Here is a 25,692-nt window from a genome sequence, read left to right on the forward strand (position 1 = left end):
TTGGAAACACGAACGAAAAAGAGAGCCATCCAACATAATATTCGTTTTACAGGCAGATTTCAACTGAAAATTTTAAGTCAGAACAGTCGATTTCAATGATGTGCTCCGATAAAATGGAAGGGAATCAAAAGGAGGGAATGGCATGGAACTGAATCTGCAATCGAAGAAAACGCTTGCCAATGGTGTGGAAATGCCGCGCCTCGGCCTGGGCGTGTATAAGATGACAGAGCCGGAAGAGGCGGTCGAAGCCATGACGGCAGCACTTGAGGCGGGTTATCTTGCCATCGACACGGCTTCCCTGTACGGCAACGAGGTCCAGGTCGGCGAAGCGGTCCGGGCATCCGGCGTGAATCGTGAAGAAATCTTCATCACGTCCAAGGTATGGAACACTGACCAGGGTTACGATGAGACACTCCGCGCATTCGAGAAGACGCTGGAGAATCTGAAGATGGACTATCTTGACCTGTATCTCACGCACTGGCCGGTGGAAGGGAAGTTCGCGGATACATACCGGGCGATTGAACGCCTCTACGAAGAAAAACTGATCCGTGTGCCGGGTGTCTCGAACCACCACCGCCATCATCTGGAGGCCGTCTTTGCGAAGGCCAACGTGAAACCGATGGTGAACCAGATCGAGCTTCATCCTTACCTGAGCCAGGAGCCTCTCCGCGAATTCTGCCAGGAAGAAGACATCGCCGTAACGGCCTGGTCGCCGCTTGCACGGGGGAAGCTGATGGAGGAACCGGTCGTCATGCGCATAGCAGAAGCCCACGGCAAGACGCCTGCCCAGACGGTGATCCGCTGGCACCTTCAGCATGACATCATCGTCATCCCAAAATCTGTCCGTCCGGAGCGGGTCCGTTCAAATGCGGATGTATTCGACTTTTCTCTTTCTGATGAAGAGATGCAGCAGTTGGATGCGCTGAACCGGAACGAGCGCACCGGTAAAGACCCGGACCATATGGATTTCTGACATAAGAAAAGACAGGTGCGGAGGAAATCCGCCCTGTCTTTTTTATGGAAGCCATTCAGGCTTTACAGTGTCTTCGATGTCGAGCGGCTTGCCGGTAAACGGATGGATAAAGGCGAGCCTTGCTGCGTGGAGCCTGTACCAACCTCCGGCAGTATGGCCGCCATACAAGACATCTCCGATGATCGGATGGCCGAGATGTGCCAGATGGACACGGATCTGATGGGTGCGGCCGGTATCGAGCTCGAGCTGCACGATACTCGTGCCGTCTTTTGCGCTGATCACTTCATAATGGGTGACCGCTTGCTGGCCGGAAGGAGAGACCCGTCTGCGGGTGGCATGATGGCGGTCCCGTCCGATCGGAGCAGAGATGGTCCCGCTCCGCTTGTTAAATGGTCCTGGCGTTTCCGCCATATACGTGCGACGGATCGCCTTTTCCTCGAGCATCCGGTCGAACACGGCCTTTGCCACCGGGTGCCGCGCAATCAGAACCAGCCCGGATGTCCCCTTGTCGAGGCGGTGCACGTGTTCCACGTAGGGACCGAACCGGGCAATGACGCGGTTCATGAGTGTGCCGGTTCCGCCGGAGTCATTCGGATGGACGGCCAGGGAAGCAGGCTTATGGACGACAAGACAGTGAGGGTCTTCGTGGATCACGTCTAGCTCACCCATTTCCGGGACGTAATCCGATACGGCTTCGGGCAAGCGGATGGAGAGGGCCGTACCGGCCGGGAGCAGTTCATTCCAGCGGACCCGTCCGCCGTCCGGCAGTTTCACCGCGTCCGCCATGCGCAGCTCGTGCACCGTCTTGCGGCCGAGACGCCATCGGTCCCTCAGGAGTTTCTCGACAGACAGTCCTTCTTCTTCAATCGAATAGTTGAATAATTCCATGTGTTCACCTCTTGAAAAAAAGCCGCGCTTGCCGCGCGGCTTTGGATTATTTGGCGTGTTCGTTCAGGAAGGCTTCAATGTTTTCATTCGGCTGGGCACCGACCATTCGTTCAACTTCCACACCGTCTTCAAAGTGGATCAGGGTCGGAGTCGCTTCGATCTGATACTGGATAAATCCGTCTTCGTATTCGAGGAGGTTGAACTGGTCAATCTGGACGTCCATGTCTTCTGCAATCGGCATAAGGCGCGGCGTCATCTCCTTGCAGTACTGGCAGGTCGGGCTGAAGAAATAAGCGGTGACCGGCTCGCCGGATTCGATTTTCGCTTCCAGTTCGTCAGGGAGGATGATGTTCTGGTAGTTCTCGTCATCCAGCTGGTCGATGGTCGCCTGATCCAGCTTCTTGTCCCCGTATGGGCTGTTTTCAAGCTTGGACTTGTTGGATTGGTTTGTGAGGAAAATGATCATTGCGAATACGACGATGACCGCGCCTCCGATGATAAGCAGTTTTTTCATGGGAAATTAATTCGTCTCCTTCTGCCGCTTCAGCATGAGTAAACTGATGACAGCGATGATGATGAATGCGGTCAGGGCAAGGAACGGGATCGTTACAAACCCAAACCAGTTGATGTAGGCACCCGTGCAGCTGACCTGTCCGCAGGAAGGTGCGGATTCCTGGAGCGCAGGAAGCTTCTGGATCCCATAATGGTAGAGCGAGATCAGACCGCCGATGACCGACAGCGCAAGGGTATAGGCGGCTGCCCGAAAGTCCTTTCGGAAATAGGCGACCGCACCGATGACCACAATCGGATACATCAGAATCCTCTGATACCAGCACATCTCACACGGGATGTATCCGCGGACCTCCGAGAAGTAGAGGGATCCGGCCGTCGCGACAAGTGATACAGTCCAGATGGCGAGCAGCATATTTTCAAGGCGTTTTTCCATGGAACGCGCTCCTGACATTTGATTTCATTCTGATTATAGGTTGTGTGTTCCCGGCTTGACAATGATTTTGTCCCGAAGCTGTGCGGAACGGTGACAATCTTCCGCAAGAAGCGTTTATTATCTGGTATTCCGGGGAAAAGAGATAGAGTTTTCCAGAGTGGCCATCACAGCGTATAATAGGCTCAATGGAATGAAAGGGGGCTCTGTCATGTCGGAGCAATTTGATTTGTCATCCTTTGAAAAAAGCATGGTCATCCGCGAGATGACCCGTGACGATATTGAACCGATCCTGAAGATGCAGGACGAATGTTTCCCCGGAATGGATCCCTGGGAAAGAGAACATCTTGAAAGCCATCTGAACATTTTCCCGGAAGGTCAGTTCGTGGCGGAGCTCGACGGTGAAATCATCGGATCCTGTTCAAGCCTGATCATTAACTTTGATGAATACGACGACCGGCATACATGGGACGATGTGACCGATGAGGGTTACATCACCAATCACAATCCGGACGGTTATAACCTGTACGGGATTGAAGTGATGGTCCATCCGGATTACCGGAGGATGCGTGTCGGCCAGCGCCTGTATGAAGCACGCAAGGATCTTGCCCGTGCACTCAACTTGAAGTCGATCGTCATCGGAGGGCGGATCCCGAACTACTACAAATACGAGAAAGAAATGACATCGCGCGAGTATGTGGATGCTGTATCCCGCCACAAAATCTATGATCCGGTGCTTTCGTTCCAACTGATGAACGACTTCACGCTCATGCGGGTCAACCCGGACTATCTGCCGGACGACAAGGCGTCGCGCAAGTATGCGACGCTCATGGAATGGAACAACATCGACTACAAGCCGCAGTCCAAGCGCCACTTCAAGACGAGCTATCCGGTCCGGATCTGCGTGGTCCAATACCAAATGCGTCAGATTTCCGGCTTTGAGGACCTGGCCGGCCAGGTGGAGTATTTCGTGGATGTCGCGTCGGATGCCTATTCCGACTTTGTCGTCTTCCCGGAAATCTTCACGACCCAGCTGATGTCATTCCTGGACGAGCCCGTCCCGAGCATCGCAGTTCGCAAAATGACCGACTACACCGAGGAATACATCGAGCTCTTCACGGACCTTGCCGTGCGTTATAACGTCAACATCATCGGCGGTTCCCACTTCGTTAAGGAAGAGGACGAGGAAATCTACAACATCGCTTACCTGTTCCGCCGCGACGGCTCGATAGAAAAGCAGTATAAGATTCACATTACGCCGAACGAACGGAAATGGTGGGGGATCTCGGCAGGTGACGCAGTCCGCGTGTTTGATACCGACTGCGGCAAGATCGCCATCCAGATCTGCTATGATATCGAATTCCCTGAACTGGCGCGCATCGCGACAGACAGGGGGGCAAATATCATCTTTACGCCATTTAATACGGAGGACCGTCAGGGGTACCTGCGCGTCCGTTACTGTGCACAGGCCCGGGCCGTGGAGAATCAGGTGTACACCGTCATCTCGGGAACAGTCGGCAACCTGCCGCAGACCGAGAACATGGACATCCAATACGCCCAGTCGGCGATCTTCGCGCCTTCCGACTTTGAATTTGCCCGAGACGGCATCGTCGGCGAGACCAATGCCAACGTCGAAATGGTGCTGATCGGGGATGTCGATCTCGAGATCCTGCGGCGCCAGCGGCAGGACGGCACCGTCAAGCAGCTGAAGGACCGGCGACACGATGTGTACCGGGTGGAATATAAAAAAGACTGAACAAGAAAGAGAGCCCCGAAACGGATGCTTGTTTAATTTACGGTAACTTAACAAATGTCTGAGAGCCTTGCAACGGAGGCTCTTTTTTTCTATTGGTCATGCTCCTGATGAAAAAAGGAGGTTAACCAATCCCTGTTCGGGTAAGGATGAGTGGGCACAGAACAGTTACAAGGAGGAATACATCATGGAAACGAGCAAGTGGCTGAAACTAGGTGCAGCGGCTTTCCTGTCTGCCGGTATGCTTGCCGCATGCGGCGGCGGGGATAACGATGATGACGACATGGATGTCAACGAAGAGGAGCCGGTTGAAGAGCAGGCACCTGCCGGAGACGGCGGTACCGGTGAAGGAATGGACAATGGAGAAGACACCGATGTAAATGACGATACAGATTCGGAAACCAATACCGATACGGAATCAAAAGATGACGATGAGAATGACGTCAATACGGATGACACGACTGATGACCAAGATATGCTGAATGAAACCGATGAGGAAAACGACAACTCCTGATCTTCGGTAAAGGAAAAGCCCGGGGCTATATTCCCGGGCTTTTTGGTATTTCGGGGAACATCAGCCCCCGTTCCGGATATGTTCGCCTCCGCTTGCCGTGACAGCACCGACGATCGGCTGATACAGCTGAAGCATCCTGCCCCGGTCGAATTGATAGGTGTTTCCGTCTTTCATCTTAAATTCCAGGGACTCGACGAACAGGGTTCCGCCTTCCTTGGCCAGATTCTCCGTGACACTTTCAAAGTCTGACCACTCATAAGTCTCAGTTGTCAGGGTGAACGGACCGTTAATGACAAAATGCTCGGACGTGTAATAATAGTAGTCCTTCACAGTAAGCAGGATACCTGCCACGCCCACTGCGAAAAGGGCAAGCGACATTGTCCATTTCTTCTTTTTGTCCTCCATCACGGCAAACAGGACGAAAACGGCAGCGAGGGCGAGAAAACCGATGCCCCCCGTGATAAGCGACCAGCCGCTGGTGCCGATCAGTTCCGCTTCCCGTGTGATGAAACCTGTTTTCAGCGGCAGAAGAATCGCGGCAGGCCCCAAAAAGGCCAGGATGAACAGGATGATGGCAATCGTGAAGGAAATGACCCTGCGCTGATCCACGACGTCATGCAATATAAAAACCCCCTTTTCGTTCTCGCATCTTCCCAGATGCCCATTCAGAGACATTCCATGTGATTTCAGAATGTTTCCAACCTTAATACGACTATGCGCACGAAAGGTTTCACATACATTCCGGAATGGTCACGCGTGTTCTACCCCCAAACATGAATTGGTGAACTGCGTGCATAGGATAGAAGACGAAAAGGGGGCGATCGTCTTGTCAAAAGGGAGGTTTTGTTTGTACGGAGTCGCGGTGTTGGCCGGTTTGGCGATTGGAGTGGTCGTGACGTATCTGATGTCTTCGTAACATAGCAGATCGGTAAACGATGGCGGCCGACTGTTTATTCTTCAATTTGTTTTGTTTTCACCTTTAGATAAAGCCATGATCCCCAAGGGTTCATGGCTTTTTTTGAAATTCCGGCTCGATGTGGACGAGCACGGTGGATAGCGGCTTCACTTTCTGCAGCCTTCGTTCGATCTGCTCGGTGATTCGGTGACTTTCAACGACATCTAATGAAGGATCGACAGTGACAGTCAGGTCGATGAAGATCATATTGCCGTGCATCCGTCCCTTAAAGTCCTTTAGGCGAATCACCCCAGGAACGGAAGTGGCCAGGTGGGCGAGCGCTTCTCCTTCTTCTTCGTCAAATCCGTCTGTGAGCGTGTAGACGGCTTCCTTGAAAATCGATGCCGCAGCCAGCAGGATTAGCAGGGCGATAATCAGTGCTGTGATCGTATCGATCACCGGGAAGCCGAATATGGCTCCGCCAATCCCGGCAGCTGCACCCAGACTTACGAGGGCGTCGGAGCGGTTATCGAGTGCAGCAGCCCTGAGCGCAGAACTTCCGATTTTTTTGGACAGCCTAAGATTGTACCGATACACGCCATACATGACGATCCCGCTTGCGAGTGCGACAAAGGCGGTAAATGGGGAAGGCGTCTGTGCTTCTTCACTATAGATGGAACCGATGGCGTCTGTCAGCACCTCCAGCCCGACAGCCGCCATGATAAAGGAGGCGATAAGGGAGGCAATCGTTTCGGCACGGAGATGGCCGTATCGGTGATTGTCATCCGGCGGCTTCTGGGAGATACGAAGCCCGATCAGTACCGCCACAGAGGCGATCACGTCTGTCGTATTGTTAAGCGCATCCGCCTTCAGTGCCTCGGACGATCCGGCGACACCGGCGATGAACTTGACGGTGCTCAGCACAACATAACTGATGATGCTGACCCAGGCCCCGCGTTCTCCCTGTTTAAGGTTTGAATAAAGGTCCATGTTCCCACCTCCAGATTGTTCAGTATACCCCAATTTTCCACTGGATGTTTTCCCGGCGGAAACTTAAAATAGGAAGCCTCCCTTGACCGGTAAACGGGATGCTGTAATGCACCCGGTGTACACAAAAAACTCCCGGAAGCAGGGCTTCCGGGAGCAAATCAGAACTCCGCAGCGGCGGCATCTTCAGCCGCCAGCGGTTCAGGTTCGCTTTCAACTTTTTGTACTTCGATGTAGAGGATATGGTGGCCTTCCATGTCTTTGACGAGGAACTCATAGCCCTGCTCGAGGATCTTTTCGCCCTTGACAATATCAAAGCGCTTGGCCATGAACCAGCCGCCGATTGTATCGATGTCCTCTTCATCGATGTGGATGCCGAGGATGTCGTTTACTTCCTCAATGAGCATTTTTGCATCGAAGATATAATGACCTTCGCCGATTGTCTGAACATCTGGCACCTCATCGACGTCAAACTCATCCTGGATATCTCCGACAATCTCTTCGAGGATATCTTCGATCGTGACAAGACCGCTCGTGCCGCCGTATTCATCCATGAGCACGGCCATATGGATCCGTTCACGCTGAATTTTAAGAAGCAATTCGCTGATGGGGATCGATTCAATTACCCGGATGATCGGCTGCAGAAAGTCGGTCACCGGACGGTCGCCGGCTGCCGGATCTTTGATATAGGCGGTGAGGAGATGCTTCATGTTGATCAGGCCGATGATATGGTCCTTGTCGCCATCCGTCACCGGGTAGCGTGTGTACTGCTCGACACCCATAACATCCAGAACTTCCCGGAGTGTCATGTCCTGTTCGACAGTCATCATCTCTGTCCGTGGAGCCATGATTTCACGGGCGATCCGGTCATCAAACTCGAAGATCTTGTTTACATATTTATATTCGGACTGGTTGATTTCTCCGCTTTTCAGACTGTCTGAGAGAATCATCCGCAATTCTTCCTCGGAGTGCGCTTCTTCGGATTCCGACATCGGCTTGAAACCAAACAGGCGGATCAGCCATTGTGCAGTACCGTTCATCGTATGGATGAACGGATACATGAGCCGGTAGAAAGCGACGAGAGGACCGGAAAAGCTCAGGGTGATCGCTTCCGCCTTCTGGATGGCAATCGACTTCGGTGCAAGTTCCCCGACAACCACGTGCAGGAACGTTACTACCGAGAATGCGATGATAAACGAAAGCAGTGAGGAGACGTTCCCCTCAATGTTAAAGCGATCGAAAAGGGGGTGGAGCAGCCTCTCCACTGTCGGTTCCCCGAGCCAACCCAAACCGAGTGCAGTGATCGTAATACCGAGCTGGCAGGCGGAAAGATATTCATCCAGGTTGGAGATGACTTTCTTCGCCCGAACGGCTTTTCGGTTTCCTTCGGCGATCAGCTGGTCGATGCGGGTCGTCCTGACTTTCACAATTGCGAATTCACTCGCGACAAAAAACGCGGTGAAGGCGATTAAGGCAGCAAATGCTGCCAATCGTATGGCAATGTCCAAATAACTCCTTTGTCCATGACCCGAATGAGGGGGAGGACAAAGTGTACACCTCCTGTGAATGTAAAAAATAGTGAGTTACTTTCAATGATAAATCTGCACCCGCAAAAAGACAATCATAAAATCCTTCCAGCCTCCGCAAATTCGTCTATTTTGTGCAGGCGTGCGATAATGGGGAAAACCGGAATATGGAGTTGGAATAATGAACATGATCAGTGTAAAAGTGGATGCAACAACAGCAGAGGCGATCCGTGCCGGACAGCCGGTTATACCGAAGGATGCCGTACGGAACCCGTCTTTATTCGGAGCTGAGGGGACGTTGATCCGTCTGGAGGATCCGTCGGGCAGGTATGTAGCCACAGGCTATCACGGTCTTCAGAACAAAGGCGCAGGATGGGTGCTCTCCCGCGATGAGCGGGAAACCATAGACATGGCTTTTTTCTCCCGGAAAATCCGTGAGGCGGCGGACCGCCGGAAGCCGTTTTTTGAAGACCCGGACACAACGGCGTTCCGTGTGTTCAACGGGGAGGGCGACGGCATCGGCGGGATGACGATTGACCACTATGCCGGCCACTGGATGGTGAGCTGGTACAGCGAAGGCATCTATTCGATGCGCAAATATGTCTACGAATCCCTGAAAGAAATGCCGGAAGTCCGTTCGGTCCACGAGAAAAAGCGGTTCGACCTGAAAGGCCAGTATATGGAGCAGGACGATTTTGTCTTGGGTGACAAGCCTGAGTTTCCATTGATCGTGAAAGAAAACGGAATGAACTTTGCCGTGGACCTGAATGACGGGGCGATGACAGGGATTTTCCTGGACCAGCGGGATGTCCGGAAGGCGATCCGGGACGAATATGCGGCGGGCCGCAAAGTGCTCAATACCTTTTCCTATACAGGGGCATTTTCGGTTGCGGCGGTCCTCGGCGGTGCTGAGGGAACGGTCAGTGTCGATCTTGCAAAAAGGAGCCTGCCAAAGACGATTGAGCAGTTCGCCGTCAACGGCATCGACTATGAGGCACAGGATATTGTCGTGATGGATGTGTTTGACTATTTCCGGTATGCCGGGCGGAAGGGGCTTGAGTTCGACCTGGTCGTCCTGGATCCGCCGAGCTTTGCACGGTCCAAAAAGCGCACGTTCAGCGCTGCGAAAGACTATGCCGGTCTGCTGGAGGACGTTCTTGCCATCACGGGAAAGGGCGGCATCGTGATCGCCTCGACGAACCATGCCGGATTTGGAATGAAAAAGTTCAAGACCTTCATCGACAAGGCGTTTAAGGCAAGCGGCAGAAGTTACCGTATCCTGAAGGAGTACCGGCTTCCGGCTGATTTCCGCACGCCGAAGAATTCACCGGAATCCGATTATCTGAAAGTCGCGGTGATCCGTGCGGACCGATAAAAGGACAGTTTTGTTAAGAGTGTGTTAAGATGCTCCACCTCCCGGACAGAGTCCGTTAGGATAGGGTGGACATCTTTTTTGGAAGGAGTTTTTGTATGGAAAAGAAGGAAAGAGGGCGGTATGGCGAAATCTTGTCGGCGTCGCTCAAACTGGGTCTGACGTCGTTCGGAGGGCCTGCCGCCCATCTCGGATACTTCAGGGACGAATATGTGAAAAAACGGCAGTGGCTCGATGACAGGGCCTATGCGGATCTTGTTGCGCTGTGCCAGTTTCTTCCCGGGCCGGCAAGCTCTCAGGTCGGCATCGGAGTCGGCCTGATCCGCGGCGGCATCGGAGGTGCGATGCTGTCCTGGTTCGGTTTTACGATACCATCTGTCATCATTCTCATGCTGTTTGCATATCTTGTTGCTGGTGATGTTCCGTTTGACACCGGCTGGATCCGCGGCCTCAAGATCGTCGCGGTCGCGATCATCCTCCACGCGCTCATCGGGATGGGAAAGAACCTGACGCCTGATTTGCCGAGGATGGTGCTTGCCGCGCTTGCAGCGGCCGGCGTTCTTCTGGTGCCGACCGCTTGGGGACAAATCGGCATCATCGTATTGGCCGGTCTCATCGGTTATATCCTATATCGGAATCGCCAGGAAGGGAACGGCGGGGAAGAAGCGACCATTCCGATGCCAATCGGGAAAAAGGCTGGTGCGGCAGCATGGGGGCTGTTCTTCGCCCTGCTCGCGCTTTTGCCTCTGCTCCGGCAGACCACTGATCATATTCTCGTGTCGATCACCGATATCTTCTACCGTGTCGGCTCGATCGTCTTCGGCGGCGGTCATGTCGTCCTTCCGATGCTTGAGCGGGAAGTGGTGCCGCAGGGATACATGGACGCTGAGACATTCATCGCGGGCTACGGTGCCGCGCAGGCCGTACCGGGGCCGCTCTTTACGCTTGCGGCATACATAGGAATGATCATGGATAGCGTGCCAGGCGCGCTCGTCGCGGTTGTCGCGATGTTCCTGCCGTCGTTCCTCCTCGTGATCGGAACACTGCCGTTCTGGTCGGTACTCCGCAAGAAAACCTGGCTGAGGGCGGCGCTGGTCGGCGTCAATGCCGCAGTCGTGGGGATTCTTGCGGCGGCTCTGATTAATCCGGTCATCCCGAGCTCGATCTTCTCGGTTTGGGATGTTGCAGTTGCGGCACTCTGTTTCTGGCTGCTCCAGTTCAAGAAAACTCCGCCATGGGTCGTCGTGGTGGTGGCGGGCGTACTGGGCGCCCTGATCCATGTATTCCTTTGAATCTGGATCCACAATTAAACATTTTGGTTTAACAGTGCCCATTCATGGGCAAAATTAATAAGTCAAGTGGGAATTGAAAAATTTCTCTGAAAACAGTTGACAAGGACTTATCCACAAGGGTAGTCTGTTAAGGAAAACAAAACCAACGGAAAAGGAGGTATGGACGATGTACAACATGATCATTTCAATCGGTTTCGACAACCAACTGCATATCGCCATGCCTGCCCGCGCTGCGGCCGTAATCTGACGGCACCAGTGTCAATACATGGGGTCCGGCATGCCTGCCGGACCCTTTTTCATTGAGCGCGCCTCCATGATTCGGGGGCGCGTTTTTGCGCCTTTTTTAGGTATCACCGCGCATTTGCGCGCTGAATACAAAGCGAAAACCGGAAAGGAGAAATGGTGATGTGCATTACAAAAGAACGCAAAATTCTGGTCAAGGAATCTAAAGAAGGCGGGTAGTCCCCGCCAGGGAGAGAAGGGATAACCAATGTTCTCAGTCTTATTTAAACTGAACTGGTTCTTCAAGGAGAACTGGAAGCGGTACACGGTGGCACTTATCCTGCTTACCTTCACCAACATCCTCGTCGTCGTTCCGCCTTGGCTGATCGGCCGGGCCATTGACACGATGTACCGCGGCGACATGACGGAAGGGCTTCTTATGGCCTTCGTCGGCGTGATGGCCCTCGTCATGGCTGTCAATTACGCTTCGAACTTTATCTGGCAATACCAGCTGTTCGGCGGAGCAAATGTGATTGAACGTGTCCTCAGGAGCCGGCTCATGAAACATTTCCTGAAAATGACTCCGACATTTTACGAGAAAAACCGGACGGGTGACCTGATGGCCCGCTCGACAAACGATCTGAGAGCCATTTCCGAGACGGCCGGGTTCGGCATCATGACGCTGATCGACTCGACGCTTTATCTGGCGACGATTTTGCTGACGGCCGGCTTCCTCGTCTCGTGGAAGCTGACCCTTGCGGCCATCCTGCCGCTGCCGATCCTGGCGATCATCATGCAGGTGCTCGGTAAGAAGATCCACGAGCGCTATGTCGTTGCACAGGACGCATTCGGCGAGCTGAACGATGACGTGCTCGAGGCGGTTTCAGGTGTACGCGTGGTCCGGGCATATGTCCAGGAGCGCGCAACAGAAGAGAAGTTCAGAAAGAAAACGGAAGAAGTGTACGAGAAGAACATGGCGGTCGAGCGGATCGATGCGCTGTTTGCGCCGACATCGAAGGTGCTCACCGCAGCGAGTTACGCAATCGGCCTCGGCTATGGAGCGTTTCTCGTCTCGACCGGCGAGATGACGCTCGGAAACCTCGTCACGTTCAACGTCTATCTTGGAATGGCCGTCTGGCCGATGATCGCGATCGGGGAACTGATCAACATCATGCAGCGGGGGAGTGCCTCCCTCGACAGGGTCCACGAGACGCTGTCCTACCTGGAAGACGTGCGGGATCCGGATCAGCCGAAACGGGCAGGACATCCGGATGATGTCACGTTCGATGATGTGACATTCCGTTACCCACAGTCATCATCGGTCAATCTGGACCGGGTGAAAGTCCGCCTTGAGCGCGGGGGGACGCTCGGCATCGTCGGGAAGACCGGCAGCGGAAAGACGACATTCATCCGACAGCTGCTCCGGGAATATCCGGCAGGGGACGGGGAACTCAGTTTTTCCGGCGTCTCCGTCAATGACCTGACAAAGGATGAAGTACGGGACTGGATCGGCTATGTGCCGCAGGATCATGTGCTGTTTTCACGTTCCATCCGCGACAACATCCTGTTCGGCAAGCCCGACGCGTCCGATGCGGAAATCGACGAAGCGATCCGCCTCTCGCATTTCCGGAAGGACTTGGCGATGTTGCCCCAGGGGCTTGAAACGCTCGTCGGCGAGAAGGGCGTTGCGCTCTCGGGCGGCCAGAAGCAGCGGATCTCCATTGCCCGTGCACTCATTAAGGACCCGGATATCCTGATTCTCGATGATTCACTGTCGGCGGTCGACGCCAAGACCGAGACGGCAATTATCGAAAACATCCGGCAGGGCAGAAAAGACAAGACGACGATCATCACGACGCACAGGCTGTCCGCGATCGAGCATGCAGACTGGATCATCGTCATGGAAGACGGCAAAGTCACCGAGGAAGGGACACATGGGTCCCTCCTGGAAACAGGCGGCTGGTACCGCGAACAATTCGACCGGCAACAGATCGGGGAGGTGGATCATCATGAATAAGGGAAAACGGCTGGTCCGTTATGCAACTGACCAGAAACGATATGTCATTCCCGGCGTGATCTGCCTGGCACTCGCTGTTGCGGCCGATCTTGCCGGACCGCTGATCGCCAAAAAGATCATCGATGACCATATTGCAGGCAGTGAAGGGGGCGGAATGGAATTTGCCCCGATCCTGATGCTGCTTGCGGTCTTCATGGGCCTGGCGGTGGTCACGGCTGTGTTCCGCTATATGGAATACCTGCTTCTCCAGAAAGGGGCGAACCGCATTATCCAGAAGATGCGGAACGAAGTTTACGGCAAGATCCAGACCCTTCCTGTCCGCTACTTTGACAACCTGCCCGCGGGCAAGGTGGTCGCACGGATCACGAACGACACGGAAGCAATCCGCGATATGTATGTTACCGTGTTGTCACAGTTCGCGACGAGCGGCATGTACATGATCGGGATTTTCGCTGCGCTGCTATACCTAGAGCCGGCGATGGGGGCGATCACGCTTCTTCTCATTCCTGTGCTGTATATTTGGATGATCTCCTACAGGAAGTACGCATCCAAGTACAACCGGATCATCCGCGGGAAGGTCAGTGACCTGAACGCGATGATCAATGAAGCCATCCAGGGCATGACGATCATCCAGGCCTTCCGCCGGGAAAAACAGATGGAGAAGGAATTCGATGAACTGAATGATGAGCACTTCCGTTACAAGAACAAGCTGCTGTTCCTCGACTCAGCGACGTCGTTCAACCTGGTCGACGTCCTGAGGTCAATGACGTTCATTGCGTTTATCGTTTACTTCGGCAATGTGGCGCTCTCCGCTCCGGCGGCGATCTCCGTCGGTGCGCTGTATGCGTTCGTCGACTACATCACGCGCCTCTTCAACCCGATTACGGGAATCGTCAACCAGTTCTCCCGCCTCGAGCATTCGCTTGTCGCGGCGGAGCGCGTATTTGAACTGCTCGACCAGGAAGGGGAAGATGTAAGCGACGACAAGATCGCCCGTTACCGAGGGAACGTCCGTTTCGAGAATGTCTGGTTCGCCTACAAGGAAGAAGAGTACGTTCTGAAAGGCATCGACTTCGAGGCGAAGCAGGGCGAGACGGTGGCACTCGTCGGTCACACCGGGTCCGGCAAGAGTTCGATCATGAACCTGCTGTTCCGCTTCTACGATCCTACGAAGGGCCGGATTGTGATTGACGGTACAGACATTACCAAATTGTCCCGCCAGACGGTACGGGAACATATGGGCATCGTCCTTCAGGATCCGTACCTGTTCACCGGAACGATCGGTTCGAACATCAGCCTGGATGATCCGCGGATTTCCCGAGAAGACGTGGAACGCGCCCTTGAGGCAGTCGGCGGTGACCGGGTATTGAAGAACCTTCCGGGCGGCATCGATGAGCCGGTCGTGGAAAAGGGCAGCACCTTGTCCGCAGGGCAGCGCCAGCTGATCTCATTCGCCAGGGCCCTCGCTTTCGACCCGGCAATCCTCATCCTTGATGAGGCCACGTCGAATATCGACACCGAGACGGAGGAAATCATCCAGCATGCAATGGATGTCCTGAAAAAAGGACGGACGACATTTGTCATCGCCCACCGCCTGTCGACCATCAAGAACGCGGACCGCATCATCGTGCTGGACCGCGGCGAGATCGTCGAGCTCGGCACACATGACCAGCTTCTCGCCTACGACGGCCAGTATGCACAGATGTATAAGCTGCAGGCCGGTTCACAGGCTGCAGGGAAGACGGGCTGACAGAGGCTCGGGTGACGACGGCACGGTCCAATCAGTTCCACAGTCCGGAATTTGATCAGTCTCGTCATTCACCCGGGAAATCTCGTCATTCGTCAATTCAGTTTCGTCATTCGCAAGGGAAATCTCGTCATTCACAGCCGACCGGTTGCAAATGACGAGATTTTTGCCGTAAATGATGAAATTGGAGCGGTGAACGCTGAAATTGGGCCTGCGAATGACGAAATTGAATGGAGCGGGAGCGGACCCGACGATTTCTCGCCGGGTGCGTTTTTTGCAGAAAATGTGAGATTGACTCTTGCTATTCTTTCGATAATAATTTGAAGGAATATATAGAGAACGAAAGGGGAACGAGGCCAATGAGCTCAAGCAGGGAAGAAATCCTTTCCATAACAAAAACACTGGTCCAGCAGGAAAGTATCGTCAATACGGATGGGGAAAAGTTGCTTGCCCGAACTCTCCATGACCTGATTGCCGGCTTTCCGTACTTTAAAGACCATCCCGATCAGGTGATTCTTTCCCGGACAGCGGATGATGAGCGGGAACGATACAATGTCATGGCATACGTGAAAGGGACAAAAGGGAATAGCGGGCGCACTGTGCTCCTGATGGGGCATCTGGATACGGTCGGGACGGATGACTTTGTTCATCTGCAGGAGGACGCCTGCCACCCTGACCGGCTGATGGAAAAGCTCCGGAATGAGGAACTTACCGATTCTGTGAGGGAACAGCTTGAATCCGGCGACTGGCTTTTTGGAAGGGGTGTGCTGGATATGAAAAGCGGGCTGGCCAGCAATACATACCTGCTGAAGTACTATTCCGAGCACCCCGAAAAGCTGGAGGGCAACCTGGTGTACCTTGCGGAGTGCGATGAGGAGGACAGTTCCCACGGAATACTATCCGCGCAAAACATTCTCAGCCAATGGAAAGAGGAGCACGGCTTCAGTTATGTGGCGGCCATCAATGCAGACTTCGTATCCCCTCGCCATGCAGACGACAGGAATCGCTACGTCTATCGGGGAACCGTCGGAAAACTGCTTCCTTCTTTCTTCATCACAGGAGCCGAAGCCCATGTAGGCTCTTGTTTCGAGGGGCTGGATCCCAACCTTGTCGCAGCAGAACTGACGAGGCAGATCAGCTACAATCCGGTACTTTGTGATGAAGCGGACGGCGAAGTGACCGTCCCTCCGGTCTCTCTGAAACAGACCGACCTCAAGCCGGGCTATACGGTTCAGACAGCCTTGTCCGCTTTTGTTTATTACAATTTCTTCGTCCATTCATGGACGCCTAAGGATGTATTGGAGAAGCTGAAAGGGGAGGCACTGACCGCGTTTGGGAATGCCTTATCCATTTACGAAACCAGATATCGGCAATATTGCGCATCCACCGGCGAACCGGTTCGCCGAATTCCATGGGAACCGAGAGTGTTTACTTTTGAAGAATTGGTAGAACAGCTGGTCCGCGAACATGGAAGGCCGTTTACGGATCATATGGATCAATTCAAAGAGGCTCTCCTGGAGGATGACGGTTTGGACGTGAGGATGTATTCCGTGAGGGTGGTGGAAGAAGCCTGGAAGTGGATGGCCGACCAATCGCCTGCGATTGTCCTGTTCTACTCATCTCTTTACTCACCAAGAGTCCGGATCACCGGAGAGACAGCAGAGGAAGAAGCGCTGGACAGGGCATTGGACCGGGCGATTGAGGAAGTCAAGCCCCTGTATCCTCATCCGATTAGGGTCAGAAACTTCTTCCCCCATATTTCAGACATGAGCTTTGTATCCATCAGTGACGATGAAGAGGGGATCGGGGCCGTCAGGGACAATAATCCTGCCTGGGGCACCAAGCACTTCGTCGATTACGACGCTATCCGCCAGCTGCAGATTCCGGTGATTAATATCGGGCCATACGGGATGGATGCCCACAGCAAGATGGAGCGTGCTGAAATGACTTATTCGTTTGAAGTCGTACCGGCATTGACCCGGCGGGTGATTGAGCTGCTGATCGGTACAGGTGAAAAGGAAGCTATTTAAAAAGTCGGGCGTTTTAATAAAGTCCTGCCATTCTATTGTCTTTTCCTTTCCAATTCCGTATAATTCGCTTATCGAAATAAGTGGAAAGTGAAGGGGCCCCTCCATGATCAATTGGCTGAAAGAATGGAAAAAGAAGGTCTCGGGGTTCAGCCGGAACGTCCGGCTGTTTATACTGGCCAATATCCTCATCCAGATCGGGATGGGGGTATTTGCCGTCATGTACAATCTGTATATCAAGGCACTCGGCATGCCGGAAACCGTGAACGGCAGCATCATCTCGATGACGGCGCTCGCGACCGCCATCATCCTGATTCCGGCCGGACTGCTCAGCGACCGCTTCGGCAGGAAGTGGCTGCTGATCGGCGGGTCGGCATTCACGATGCTGACCTTGTTCTACCGCTCGGTGGAGACAGCAGAAAGCACGCTCGTGGCGGCCGCATTCGTGACCGGCCTGACGATGGCCTTTGTCCAGGTGTCCGGTGTACCGTTCCTGGCGGAGAACTCGACAGCTTCGGAACGGGTCCATCTGTTCAGCCTTTATTTCTCGCTCGTCACCGTGGCAGGCGTGATCGGAAGCCTGGGCGGGGGCGTCATCGCGGACGTATTGGAAAAGTCATTCGGACTGTTTGAAGTGGAGGCGATTCGCTGGTCTCTGCTGGCAGGCTCGGCAGTTTTTACAGCGGGCATCCTGCCGCTGTTTTTCCTGTCCGGCGGAAAGAAATCGGAACAGCCGCAGGTGACTGCCGACCGGATCCCCGATCCACCGGAGCCAGGGGAGCCGGATGAGGCCTCGCTCAGCCGGAACGTCCGGCTGATTTTCCATCTCGGGCTTGCAAATCTGCTGATCGGTTTGGGGTCAGGGCTTGTGATTCCATACCTGAACCTGTACTTTGCAAACCGGTTCGGTGCATCAAACGCCTATATCGGTCTGATCCTGTCGCTCGGATCCGCGATGACGGCCGTCGCGATGATGATCGGCCCGGCACTCGTCAAGCGGGTCGGCAAGGTAAAGGCGCTCATCTTCTTCCAGCTCACATCGATCCCGTTTCTGTTCCTTACGGCCTATACGATGTCACTCGGACTGGCGTCCCTCGGATTCCTCATGCGCCAGGCGCTCATGAACGCCGGAAACCCGATTCAGAGCGCCATCTCGATGGAAATTGTCCACGACAAATACAAAGGCCTCGCCAACTCCGTCAACCAGACCGTGTTCCAGGTAGGCTGGGCGGCGATGGGTCCGGTATCCGCAGGTCTTGTCGTCGCTTACGGATCGTATTGGGGTTACGCGTGGGCGTTCACGATCACAGGCGTTCTGTATATGATCTCGTCCATCTACTATTACATGGTGTTCGGCAGGAGAAAGCTGGCGGGGGAGTAGGAAGGTCAATCATTTACTATTTCCATGCATTTTTAATGACCCTAGCGACCAGCCAGATGGTTCCGAGAAAGAACAGATACATGATGATTAATGGCGATATGGTCATGAACATTTCTATTAAGGCCCCCAGTTTGTGGAAGAGATAATTTGTCATATTTATTGATATGCATTGATCTGAAATTACATGTTTTCTACGCTAGGTAAGTGTAAATGGAAAATGAATTTGGCCCCGGCGGCAGCCCGGGGCTATTCTTTGTCTGTTGTGGGGGTTTGGTAAAGAAAACGGCTGCGAGGGTGAGCTTTTTTAACGGAGAGCATTAGTAGATATGTGTTAGAATAGACTGAAAATAATGGGTTCTCGTGTAAGGTGTCACAAGGCTTTAGATTGATCTGGGTTAAAAACAGAAGTCAGAGAGTGTGGTTTGATAAGCGGTGAACATTCAAGGTCCTCAATCGGTTCGTCTATACGTCTGTGCCTCTCTGATTTTCATGTTCTTTACACTCAATCTCAAACCAGCCTTGTCGGCATCAGATCAACAAGTGTTGGAAAGTACATTATCGGATTATCTAAAGGAACATGGGGAAAAGGCGGCAGGCGTAGCCGTGATCGTCATCAATGAAGATGAAGTTATGAACCTGATAGATGGGTATGCCGATATCAAGCGGCAGATCCCGGTCGATGAAGAAACGATCTTTGAATGGGGATCTGTTTCCAAGCTCCTCATCTGGATCAGTATTTTGCAGTTGGAAGAGGCCGGGCTGCTTGATATGAATGAGGACATCGCAACGTATCTTCCTCAGGATTTCCCGTTGTACAACAGTACCATTACATTGCAACATCTGATGAATCATACGGCGGGCTTCGATGATAGTTATACGGATTTAGTGATCCTGAACCCGACCGGCAAAACGTCACTAAGAGATGCGCTGGAAGCCGCGGATGTTCAGCATGTGTATCCTCCGGGTCAGGTAGTTGCGTATTCAAATTATGGAGCAGGCCTGGCTGCTTACGTTGTTGAAGAAGTGAGTGGAATGGATTTCCGTGAATATGTTCAGATGCACATTTTCGCTCCCCTTCAAATGACGAGAACCGCAATTGACCCCGAACAAGATGACCATCAATGGGTGAAAGAGCAACGGAAAAAAGTACAAGGCTATACAGGTGATCTGGAATTGATTGAACCGAACAATTACGTGATTCCCTTGTATCCGGCCGGAAGTGTGATGGGCGTTGCTTCTGATCTTCAAAAGCTGATGCAAGAGCTGTTGAGTGGTGGGGCCCTTCTTTTTCAGCAGCCCCATACAATTGACTCTCTATTCCAGCCTTCTTTATATTATCCGGATACGAATGTGCCCCGGATCGCCAATGGGCTGTTTTTCTTGCCGTCCCAAAGCAGGCAGGTTTTTGGCCACGGAGGAAATACCGTTGCTTTCAGTTCTTCATTCTACGTGGACATACAGACACGCACCGGCGTATTAGTCATGACAAATATGGCATATGAGAGTGCTTATACACTAGGGATTCCAAATATCGTTTTCGGTGAATACGTACATAATGATAGACCTAATACCTTGGAGGACTCATCTGAGTGGAAAGGAATATACGAACCGGCTCGCGTACCTCAACACGGATTCAGCAAAGTGTATGGACTGCTCTTGCGAAGCAAAGCGGAACCGGCGGGTGAACATGATCTCACGATGAACGGCCTGTATTATTTGCAGGCCGAACCTGGCGTTTATCTGACAAAGGACGATTTCAGTGCCTATGCACTGGATGTTTATTCCGGACAGCCGGGAAATGAGAAAAAGTTATCGTCCGGACAATCGGACTTGCTCTACATTCCTCTTTATCAACATCTTCTGGAGTGGGGAGCGATTGTTCTCGGGGCCCTCGCTGCTCTGTTTTCATTTGTTTTCATGCTCTTTTCCGTTCTAAGAAGGATACGGAAAAACCGATTTTTGTTGATGCAGCATGTTTTAAATATACTGGTGGCGCTCAATATCGTATGGATTGGGTATCAGACAGTATCGATCACCACCTATTCAGCCATTCAACCGTTCTTGACCGCCAATTTGTTCTATATGGCCGGATCAGTGGTCTTAAGCGGCTTCATCCTATTTCACATGAGATATAACCAGATCGACAAACGGGGAACATCCATAATCATCATTACGGTCATGACCGCTGTCGTACTGAGCGGGAACATCCTGTATTGGGAATTTTATTTATGAATAAAAGCCTCCACATCCGGCTATTCGGCTGTGGAGGCTTTTGGCGTTTATTTTCTTTGGTTGTCTGCGGTGTTAATCATCCGATTCTGCTCGTTCGGCTCGCGGGCCTTGTCCTTCATCGCTTCCTGCTCGCGTCGCTGCTGTTCGTTCAGCCGGTCTTTTTCTTCAAAGTTGTTCTGTGATTTGCTGTCTCCCATCGGGAATTCCTCCTTCCGGTAATACTCAAAGTATTCCCGGCAAAGCCCCGAATCAAACGGTCCTGTTGACTGTTCGATTTTGAACAAAAGATGGTGACATGCAATTAGACTTCCCGGGTTGAAATAAGGGCGCCGCACTTGCAATAAGGCCATGCGAATTGAAACAAGGAAGCCCGACTTGCAACAAGACTGCACGACTTGCAATATGGCCACTCGACTTGAAGTAAGCGGCCCCGAAATGCAATAAGGAAGCCAGAGTTGCAACATAGCGGGAAACTTGAAACAAGCCCTCACTCGTAGACGTGGAAGGTCATGAGCTCGTGGATCATCTTTTTTACCTGATCCTCGTCCGGCGGTGTTTCGCCGGTCCAGACAATCGAGCCGTCCTGGCGATAGTCGCCGGAATAACGCTTATTCTTATAATGGAAGGAAAACGTCCAGCCCGGGAGCTGGCCTCCTTCGAACATCGGCTTGTACGTGAAATGCTGAAGCATGTCCCTCATCCCTTTCATGATGGCCGCCCCAAACGCATACCTTGGTGGAAAGATAACGAAAGGATGCGACCGTGTGTTTACCGATCAGCTTCGCGAGGCGATCGAGGACAAGTACAAGGCATACTACTTATACAAGTCGATGGCTTCGCTCACAAATGACCGGTATTGGCTTGACTTTTTCCAGCATGCGATAGATGACGAGAAAAGCCATTACGAAATGTTCCAACAGCTCTATTATATGCTGACGGGCGATTACGTTCAAAGCCTCAGGAAGCCGGGACCGGTGGACAATCTGAAGGGAGCACTCAAGCAGGCGATCCGGGACGAGCTGGAGGCCACCGACAAGTATAAGCTGATGATGCTGGAATCACCGCTCCAGGAAGGGATCAATCCGCTGTTCATCGCGATGCATGACGAAATGGAGCATGCCATCCGGTTTTCGATGATGTACAACGCCATTTGATCGGTGGCGTTCCTTTTTCTGTATGAGACTCTGTCTGTTATAATAGGACGGACACCAACAGGAAAAGGTGAAGTGATTGAACGTATTTCTGACCATCACGATGATGGCGGTAATCGGTGCCATCATCGGGGGCATCACGAACCATCTGGCGATCAAGATGCTGTTCCGTCCCCACGAGGCAAGATATATCGGAAACTGGCGTGTGCCGTTTACTCCGGGACTCATCCCGAAGCGCCGCGATGAACTGGCCAGGCAGTTCGGCCGCATTGTCGTGGATTACCTCCTGACTCCGGATACCTTCCGCAATAAACTGTTTACACCGGCTGTCCGGGAAAAGGCGGAGGTCGTCATCGGCCGCCTGGTCGGCAAGTACGTGTTCGGCGGGGACAAGACATTATCGGACTGGCTGGATATGGCGGGTATGAGGGGCGCGGATGAGAAAATCGAGGCCGTTGCGCTCCGCCTTGTCGATGTTAAGTTTGAGGAGGCGAAGGCCCGCCTCCTCACCGGCACTGTCGCGGAGCGGGTGCCCGCCCGCTGGATGGAAGAGGCAGAAGAGAAGCTTCCGGAAATCCGTCGCTATATCCTGTCGCGCGCAGTGGAATACGTGAACTCAGCGGAAGGTCGGCTGACGATCCGCAAAATGCTCGATGATTTCCTGGAATCCCGCGGAACTATCGGCGGGATGCTTCAGTCGCTGTTCGGCAACTCGGAGACCCTCGTCGACAAGATCCAGAGGGAGGGGCTGAAGTTCCTTTCCGCATCCGGAACCGCCCGTCTCCTTGATGGTCTCATTGAGGGAGAGTTCGAAAAGCTGAAAAACCGCCCGGTCGAGGAACTGATCGGCGGATTTGACTGGGAAGGGCTGAAGACATCGGTCCTCGGGTATGTCAGGAAAGAGCTGGCCGCGGGCGAGCGGCTGGACCGCACGCTGAAGGATTACTGGCCGGAAGGGGAGGCATGGGTGGCACGGAATGTGACACCCGCCCTCACCGACTTCGCGTTTAGCCAGGCGGAAGCAAAGATGGAAGAGGCGCTTGGCCGCCTGAAGATTGACGAGATGGTAAAAGAGCAGGTCGATTCGTTCCCGGTATCCAGGCTCGAAGACCTGGTGCTTGGGATTTCCAGGCGGGAGTTCAAGATGATCACCGTGCTCGGGGCAGTCCTCGGCGGCATGATCGGTGTTTTCCAGGGAATCTTGTCTTTGCTCATTAATTGATTGGAGTGGTGAAAATGGCAGTGAATATTTATGACGACATCAACCGGCTGGAAGCGACGTTCCGCAAGACGGATGAATACGCTGCGCTTGTCCGGGCAATCGAAACCGTCAGGGCGGACGAAGAAGCACTGAATATCTTCCGGAACTTCCGGAAGATCCAGATGGACCTCCAGCAAAAGCAGATGGCAGGCGAAGAAATTGACGGGGACGTGCTGGAATACGCACAGAAAACGGCGCAGCTTGCCCAGAACAATCCGAAAATCGCCGGGATGCTTCAGGCGGAAATGCAGCTGAGCCGCATTATTGAGGACGTCAACCGAATCCTCATGAAGCCGGTGCAGTCCCTTTATGAACAAATTTAATAAAGCATCCAAGCCGTCCGGGGCATTTTGCCTTCCGGGCGGTTTTTTGACGTTTTCTCTCCCTTCTGTCGTGAACCTCGCCGCCTGTCCATACAATGTAGGAAAGTGAATGGGTAATGACTTGGAGCAGGCAGGCAAATGAGAGGGGAGCTGCCAGTGGATGAACTGAATGTATGCGTGATCGGCACCGGAATGATTTCCGATTTTCATTTGCAATCGTACAAACGTAACAATCGGGCAAAGTTGTACGGGGTGTATGATTTGTCGTTGGACCGGGCATCGGAGAAGGCGGCACGCTACGGAGTGCAGAAAGTGTTCCGTTCCCTTGATGAAGTGTTTGCGGATCCTGAAGTGGATGCGGTCAGCATCTGCACGTGGAACCACACACATGCGGAACTTGGCGTGAAGGCACTTGAGCACGGGAAGCACGTTTTAATGGAAAAACCGCTCGCGATGTCGTACCCGGACGCACTTCAGATTGCGGATGCAGCGTCGGACCCGGACATCGTCTTCCAGGTCGGATTTGTACGCCGGTTCGCGGCGGGGACCCGTGTGCTGAAAACATTCATCGAAGACGGACTGCTCGGCAAGATCTATTACGCAAAAGGCACGCAGCTCCGCAGGATCGGAAATCCCGGCGGATGGTTCGCAGATCGTTCGCGGTCAGGCGGCGGGCCGCTCATCGATCTCGGGGTTCATCTGCTCGACGTCTGCTGGTATTTGATGGGGAAGCCGGAAGTCGCCCGGATCAAGGGAGTGACATTCAATGAACTCGGAAACCGGGGGAATGTGGAGGCCCTTTCCTTTTATAAGGCGGCGGATTACAGTGCTGACCGGAATGACGTGGAAGATTTGGCGGCGGCGATGATCACATTTAAAAACGGAGCGACACTCATGCTTGACGTCTCGTTCAGCCTGCACGCAAAAAAGGACGAGACCGGAATCCGGCTTTTCGGGAAAAAGGGCGGGGCGGAGCTTGAGCCGGAGCTGGTCCTCATGACCGAACAAAACAACACGATTCTGAACATCCACCCGCAGATCGACCATTTATCGATTGATTTTGATGAGGCATTCGGGGCGGAAATCGACCATTTTGTCTCGTGCTGCCTCGACGGAGGAAAAACGGAGGCGCCGCTTGTGGACGGGATTGAAGTGATGAAGATGCTGGACGGTATCTACGAATCATCAAAAACCGGAAAGGAGGTCGTTTACGATCAGGCTGAACAATAAAATCGGAATCATCACGGATAACTTAAGGCTGCCGGTGCGGGAGGCGTTGGTGAAGGCGAAGGAACTGGGAGCTGACGGCGTACAAATGTATGCGGTGTCCGGAGAACTGGACCCGGCGGAAATGAGCCCCGGCAAAAGGCGGGAGCTGAAGGCTTTCATCGATGATCTTGGTCTGGAAGTCTCGGCACTCTGCGGGGATCTGGGCGGACACGGGTTCCAGGATCCGGAGGCGAACCCGGCGAAGATCGAAAAGTCGAAGCGGATCATTGAACTTGCCAAAGACCTTGGTACGGATATTGTGACGACGCACATCGGGATCGTTCCCGGGGATGAGACCGGCAGGATGTATGCCGTGATGCAGGAAGCCTGCGGGGAACTGGCTTCCTACGCAAAAGGATGGGACGGGTATTTCGCGATCGAGACGGGGCCGGAAACATGTGACCGGCTGAAGAAGTTCCTGGATTGCCTTCCGGGTGATGGAGTTTCAGTGAATTTTGATCCTGCGAATCTGGTCATGGTCACCGGGGATGATCCTGTGCAAGGGGTGCATGTACTGAATGAGTATATCGTTCATACCCATGTGAAAGACGGCATCCGGCTCCGCCCGGCCGATCCGAGGGATGTTTACGGCATGCACGGCTACAGTCGGGGCGGCTCTCACGGGGAGATTGCGGAAATGGTGGAGCGGGGAGACTATTTCCGGGAGGTCCCGCCCGGAGAGGGGTCAGTTGATTTTAACGCTTACTTCCGGGCGCTCCAGGATATCGGATACGGCGGATACCTGACCGTGGAGCGGGAAGTGAGGACGGATCCGGTCCGGGATATCTCGGAAGCGGTCCGGTTCATCAACAAGTACCGGAATCCGCCGTGAGTTATAGCGGTGGAAGCGAATGAATTCGGCGGGCCCGTCTGCTATAATAAACGGAGCTTTTCAATCCACGGAAACAAGGAGAACAAC

24 protein-coding genes are annotated in these 25,692 nt (G+C 53.3%); 16 read left to right on the plus strand and 8 right to left on the minus strand.

The annotated features are described in order from the left end of the window. The first annotated feature begins 142 nt into the window (after positions 1-142). The gene (locus tag AV656_RS14675) at positions 143-973 is read left to right on the plus strand and encodes an aldo/keto reductase (protein WP_063183343.1); all 831 of its coding nucleotides are present in this window, start codon (positions 143-145) and stop codon (positions 971-973) included. A 42-nt stretch (positions 974-1,015) separates the two neighbouring features. On the opposite strand, the gene AV656_RS14680 is transcribed toward AV656_RS14675, so the two are convergent. The 3 genes from AV656_RS14680 to AV656_RS14690 are packed head-to-tail and all read right to left on the minus strand — an operon-like array spanning position 1,016 to position 2,807. Further along, the gene (locus tag AV656_RS14680) at positions 1,016-1,861 is read right to left on the minus strand and encodes an RluA family pseudouridine synthase (protein ID WP_063183346.1); all 846 of its coding nucleotides are present in this window, start codon (positions 1,859-1,861) and stop codon (positions 1,016-1,018) included. A 46-nt stretch (positions 1,862-1,907) separates the two neighbouring features. After that, a complete protein-coding gene (locus AV656_RS14685; RefSeq protein ID WP_063183348.1) occupies positions 1,908-2,375 on the minus strand; it encodes a thioredoxin family protein in 468 nt (155 codons plus the stop codon). A 6-nt stretch (positions 2,376-2,381) separates the two neighbouring features. After that, entirely contained in the window at positions 2,382-2,807 is a 426-nt protein-coding gene (locus AV656_RS14690; protein ID WP_063183351.1) for a disulfide oxidoreductase, read from the minus strand. A 208-nt stretch (positions 2,808-3,015) separates the two neighbouring features. Here AV656_RS14690 and AV656_RS14695 point away from each other — a divergent pair, with 208 nt between their 5' ends. Together AV656_RS14695 and AV656_RS14700 are read left to right on the plus strand one after the other, a co-directional pair. Next, the gene (locus tag AV656_RS14695; RefSeq protein WP_063183354.1) at positions 3,016-4,560 is read left to right on the plus strand and encodes a carbon-nitrogen hydrolase family protein; all 1,545 of its coding nucleotides are present in this window, start codon (positions 3,016-3,018) and stop codon (positions 4,558-4,560) included. Positions 4,561-4,744: 184 nt separating this feature from the next. After that, a complete protein-coding gene (locus AV656_RS14700; RefSeq protein WP_063183356.1) occupies positions 4,745-5,071 on the plus strand; it encodes a hypothetical protein in 327 nt (108 codons plus the stop codon). 60 nt (positions 5,072-5,131) lie between these two features. Here the strand turns inward: AV656_RS14700 and AV656_RS14705 are convergent, their stop codons facing one another. The 3 genes from AV656_RS14705 to AV656_RS14715 form a co-directional block, all read right to left on the minus strand. After that, the gene (locus AV656_RS14705; protein ID WP_063183359.1) at positions 5,132-5,692 is read right to left on the minus strand and encodes a hypothetical protein; all 561 of its coding nucleotides are present in this window, start codon (positions 5,690-5,692) and stop codon (positions 5,132-5,134) included. Positions 5,693-6,077: 385 nt separating this feature from the next. Then, entirely contained in the window at positions 6,078-6,956 is an 879-nt protein-coding gene (locus AV656_RS14710) for a cation diffusion facilitator family transporter (RefSeq protein ID WP_063183362.1), read from the minus strand. A 158-nt stretch (positions 6,957-7,114) separates the two neighbouring features. Further along, on the minus strand, positions 7,115-8,461 hold the full coding sequence (locus tag AV656_RS14715) for a hemolysin family protein (protein ID WP_197462264.1): 1,347 nt from the start codon (positions 8,459-8,461) through the stop codon (positions 7,115-7,117). 199 nt (positions 8,462-8,660) lie between these two features. Between AV656_RS14715 and AV656_RS14720 the strand changes: the two genes are divergently transcribed. The 8 genes from AV656_RS14720 (at position 8,661) to AV656_RS14750 (ending at position 20,769) form a co-directional block, all read left to right on the plus strand. Continuing rightward, on the plus strand, positions 8,661-9,854 hold the full coding sequence (locus AV656_RS14720; RefSeq protein ID WP_082818780.1) for a class I SAM-dependent rRNA methyltransferase: 1,194 nt from the start codon (positions 8,661-8,663) through the stop codon (positions 9,852-9,854). Between the two features lie 95 nt (positions 9,855-9,949). Next, the gene (gene chrA, locus AV656_RS14725; protein ID WP_063183371.1) at positions 9,950-11,143 is read left to right on the plus strand and encodes a chromate efflux transporter; all 1,194 of its coding nucleotides are present in this window, start codon (positions 9,950-9,952) and stop codon (positions 11,141-11,143) included. 490 nt (positions 11,144-11,633) lie between these two features. After that, the gene (locus tag AV656_RS14730; protein ID WP_063183374.1) at positions 11,634-13,382 is read left to right on the plus strand and encodes an ABC transporter ATP-binding protein; all 1,749 of its coding nucleotides are present in this window, start codon (positions 11,634-11,636) and stop codon (positions 13,380-13,382) included. Beyond that, positions 13,375-15,132 carry an ABC transporter ATP-binding protein gene (locus tag AV656_RS14735; RefSeq protein ID WP_063183378.1) on the plus strand — a complete coding sequence of 586 codons (1,758 nt, stop codon included), beginning with the start codon at positions 13,375-13,377 and terminating at the stop codon, positions 15,130-15,132. Before AV656_RS14730 ends, AV656_RS14735 begins: the two co-directional genes overlap by 8 nt. A 51-nt stretch (positions 15,133-15,183) precedes the next feature. Further along, positions 15,184-15,453, plus strand: coding sequence for a hypothetical protein (locus AV656_RS16440; protein ID WP_156484884.1), 270 nt, complete (start codon positions 15,184-15,186; stop codon positions 15,451-15,453). A 35-nt stretch (positions 15,454-15,488) separates the two neighbouring features. Continuing rightward, a complete protein-coding gene (locus AV656_RS14740) occupies positions 15,489-17,159 on the plus strand; it encodes a M20/M25/M40 family metallo-hydrolase (RefSeq protein ID WP_063183382.1) in 1,671 nt (556 codons plus the stop codon). A 103-nt stretch (positions 17,160-17,262) separates the two neighbouring features. After that, complete coding sequence (locus tag AV656_RS14745) at positions 17,263-18,537, plus strand: MFS transporter (RefSeq protein ID WP_082818781.1); 1,275 nt, start codon at positions 17,263-17,265, stop codon at positions 18,535-18,537. A gap of 432 nt (positions 18,538-18,969) precedes the next feature. Further along, on the plus strand, positions 18,970-20,769 hold the full coding sequence (locus AV656_RS14750) for a serine hydrolase (protein ID WP_231877317.1): 1,800 nt from the start codon (positions 18,970-18,972) through the stop codon (positions 20,767-20,769). 47 nt (positions 20,770-20,816) lie between these two features. Here AV656_RS14750 and AV656_RS16445 read toward each other — a convergent pair whose 3' ends face one another. Both AV656_RS16445 and AV656_RS14760 read right to left on the minus strand, forming a co-directional pair. Beyond that, on the minus strand, positions 20,817-20,966 hold the full coding sequence (locus tag AV656_RS16445) for a hypothetical protein (RefSeq protein WP_156484885.1): 150 nt from the start codon (positions 20,964-20,966) through the stop codon (positions 20,817-20,819). A 290-nt stretch (positions 20,967-21,256) separates the two neighbouring features. Continuing rightward, positions 21,257-21,460 (minus strand): YheE family protein, encoded by a 204-nt coding sequence (locus AV656_RS14760; protein ID WP_063183853.1) that lies wholly within the window; start codon positions 21,458-21,460, stop codon positions 21,257-21,259. 73 nt (positions 21,461-21,533) lie between these two features. Between AV656_RS14760 and AV656_RS14765 the strand changes: the two genes are divergently transcribed. From AV656_RS14765 to AV656_RS14785, 5 genes are all read left to right on the plus strand, one after another. Then, positions 21,534-21,923: a ferritin-like domain-containing protein gene (locus AV656_RS14765; RefSeq protein WP_063183388.1), complete on the plus strand. Its 390-nt coding sequence runs from the start codon at positions 21,534-21,536 to the stop codon at positions 21,921-21,923. 76 nt (positions 21,924-21,999) lie between these two features. Beyond that, positions 22,000-23,142, plus strand: a complete 1,143-nt coding sequence (locus AV656_RS14770; RefSeq protein WP_063183391.1) for a DUF445 domain-containing protein — start codon at positions 22,000-22,002, stop codon at positions 23,140-23,142. 14 nt (positions 23,143-23,156) lie between these two features. Then, positions 23,157-23,504: a YlbF family regulator gene (locus AV656_RS14775; protein ID WP_063183394.1), complete on the plus strand. Its 348-nt coding sequence runs from the start codon at positions 23,157-23,159 to the stop codon at positions 23,502-23,504. 156 nt (positions 23,505-23,660) lie between these two features. After that, on the plus strand, positions 23,661-24,734 hold the full coding sequence (locus tag AV656_RS14780) for a Gfo/Idh/MocA family protein (RefSeq protein ID WP_063183397.1): 1,074 nt from the start codon (positions 23,661-23,663) through the stop codon (positions 24,732-24,734). Further along, on the plus strand, positions 24,718-25,605 hold the full coding sequence (locus tag AV656_RS14785; protein ID WP_063183400.1) for a sugar phosphate isomerase/epimerase family protein: 888 nt from the start codon (positions 24,718-24,720) through the stop codon (positions 25,603-25,605). The genes AV656_RS14780 and AV656_RS14785 overlap by 17 nt, the downstream gene beginning before the upstream one ends. The last annotated feature ends 87 nt before the right edge of the window (positions 25,606-25,692 follow it).

It is taken from the genome of Bhargavaea cecembensis, assembly GCF_001619585.1.
Classification (GTDB): Bacteria; Bacillota; Bacilli; order Bacillales_A; family Planococcaceae; genus Bhargavaea; species Bhargavaea cecembensis_A.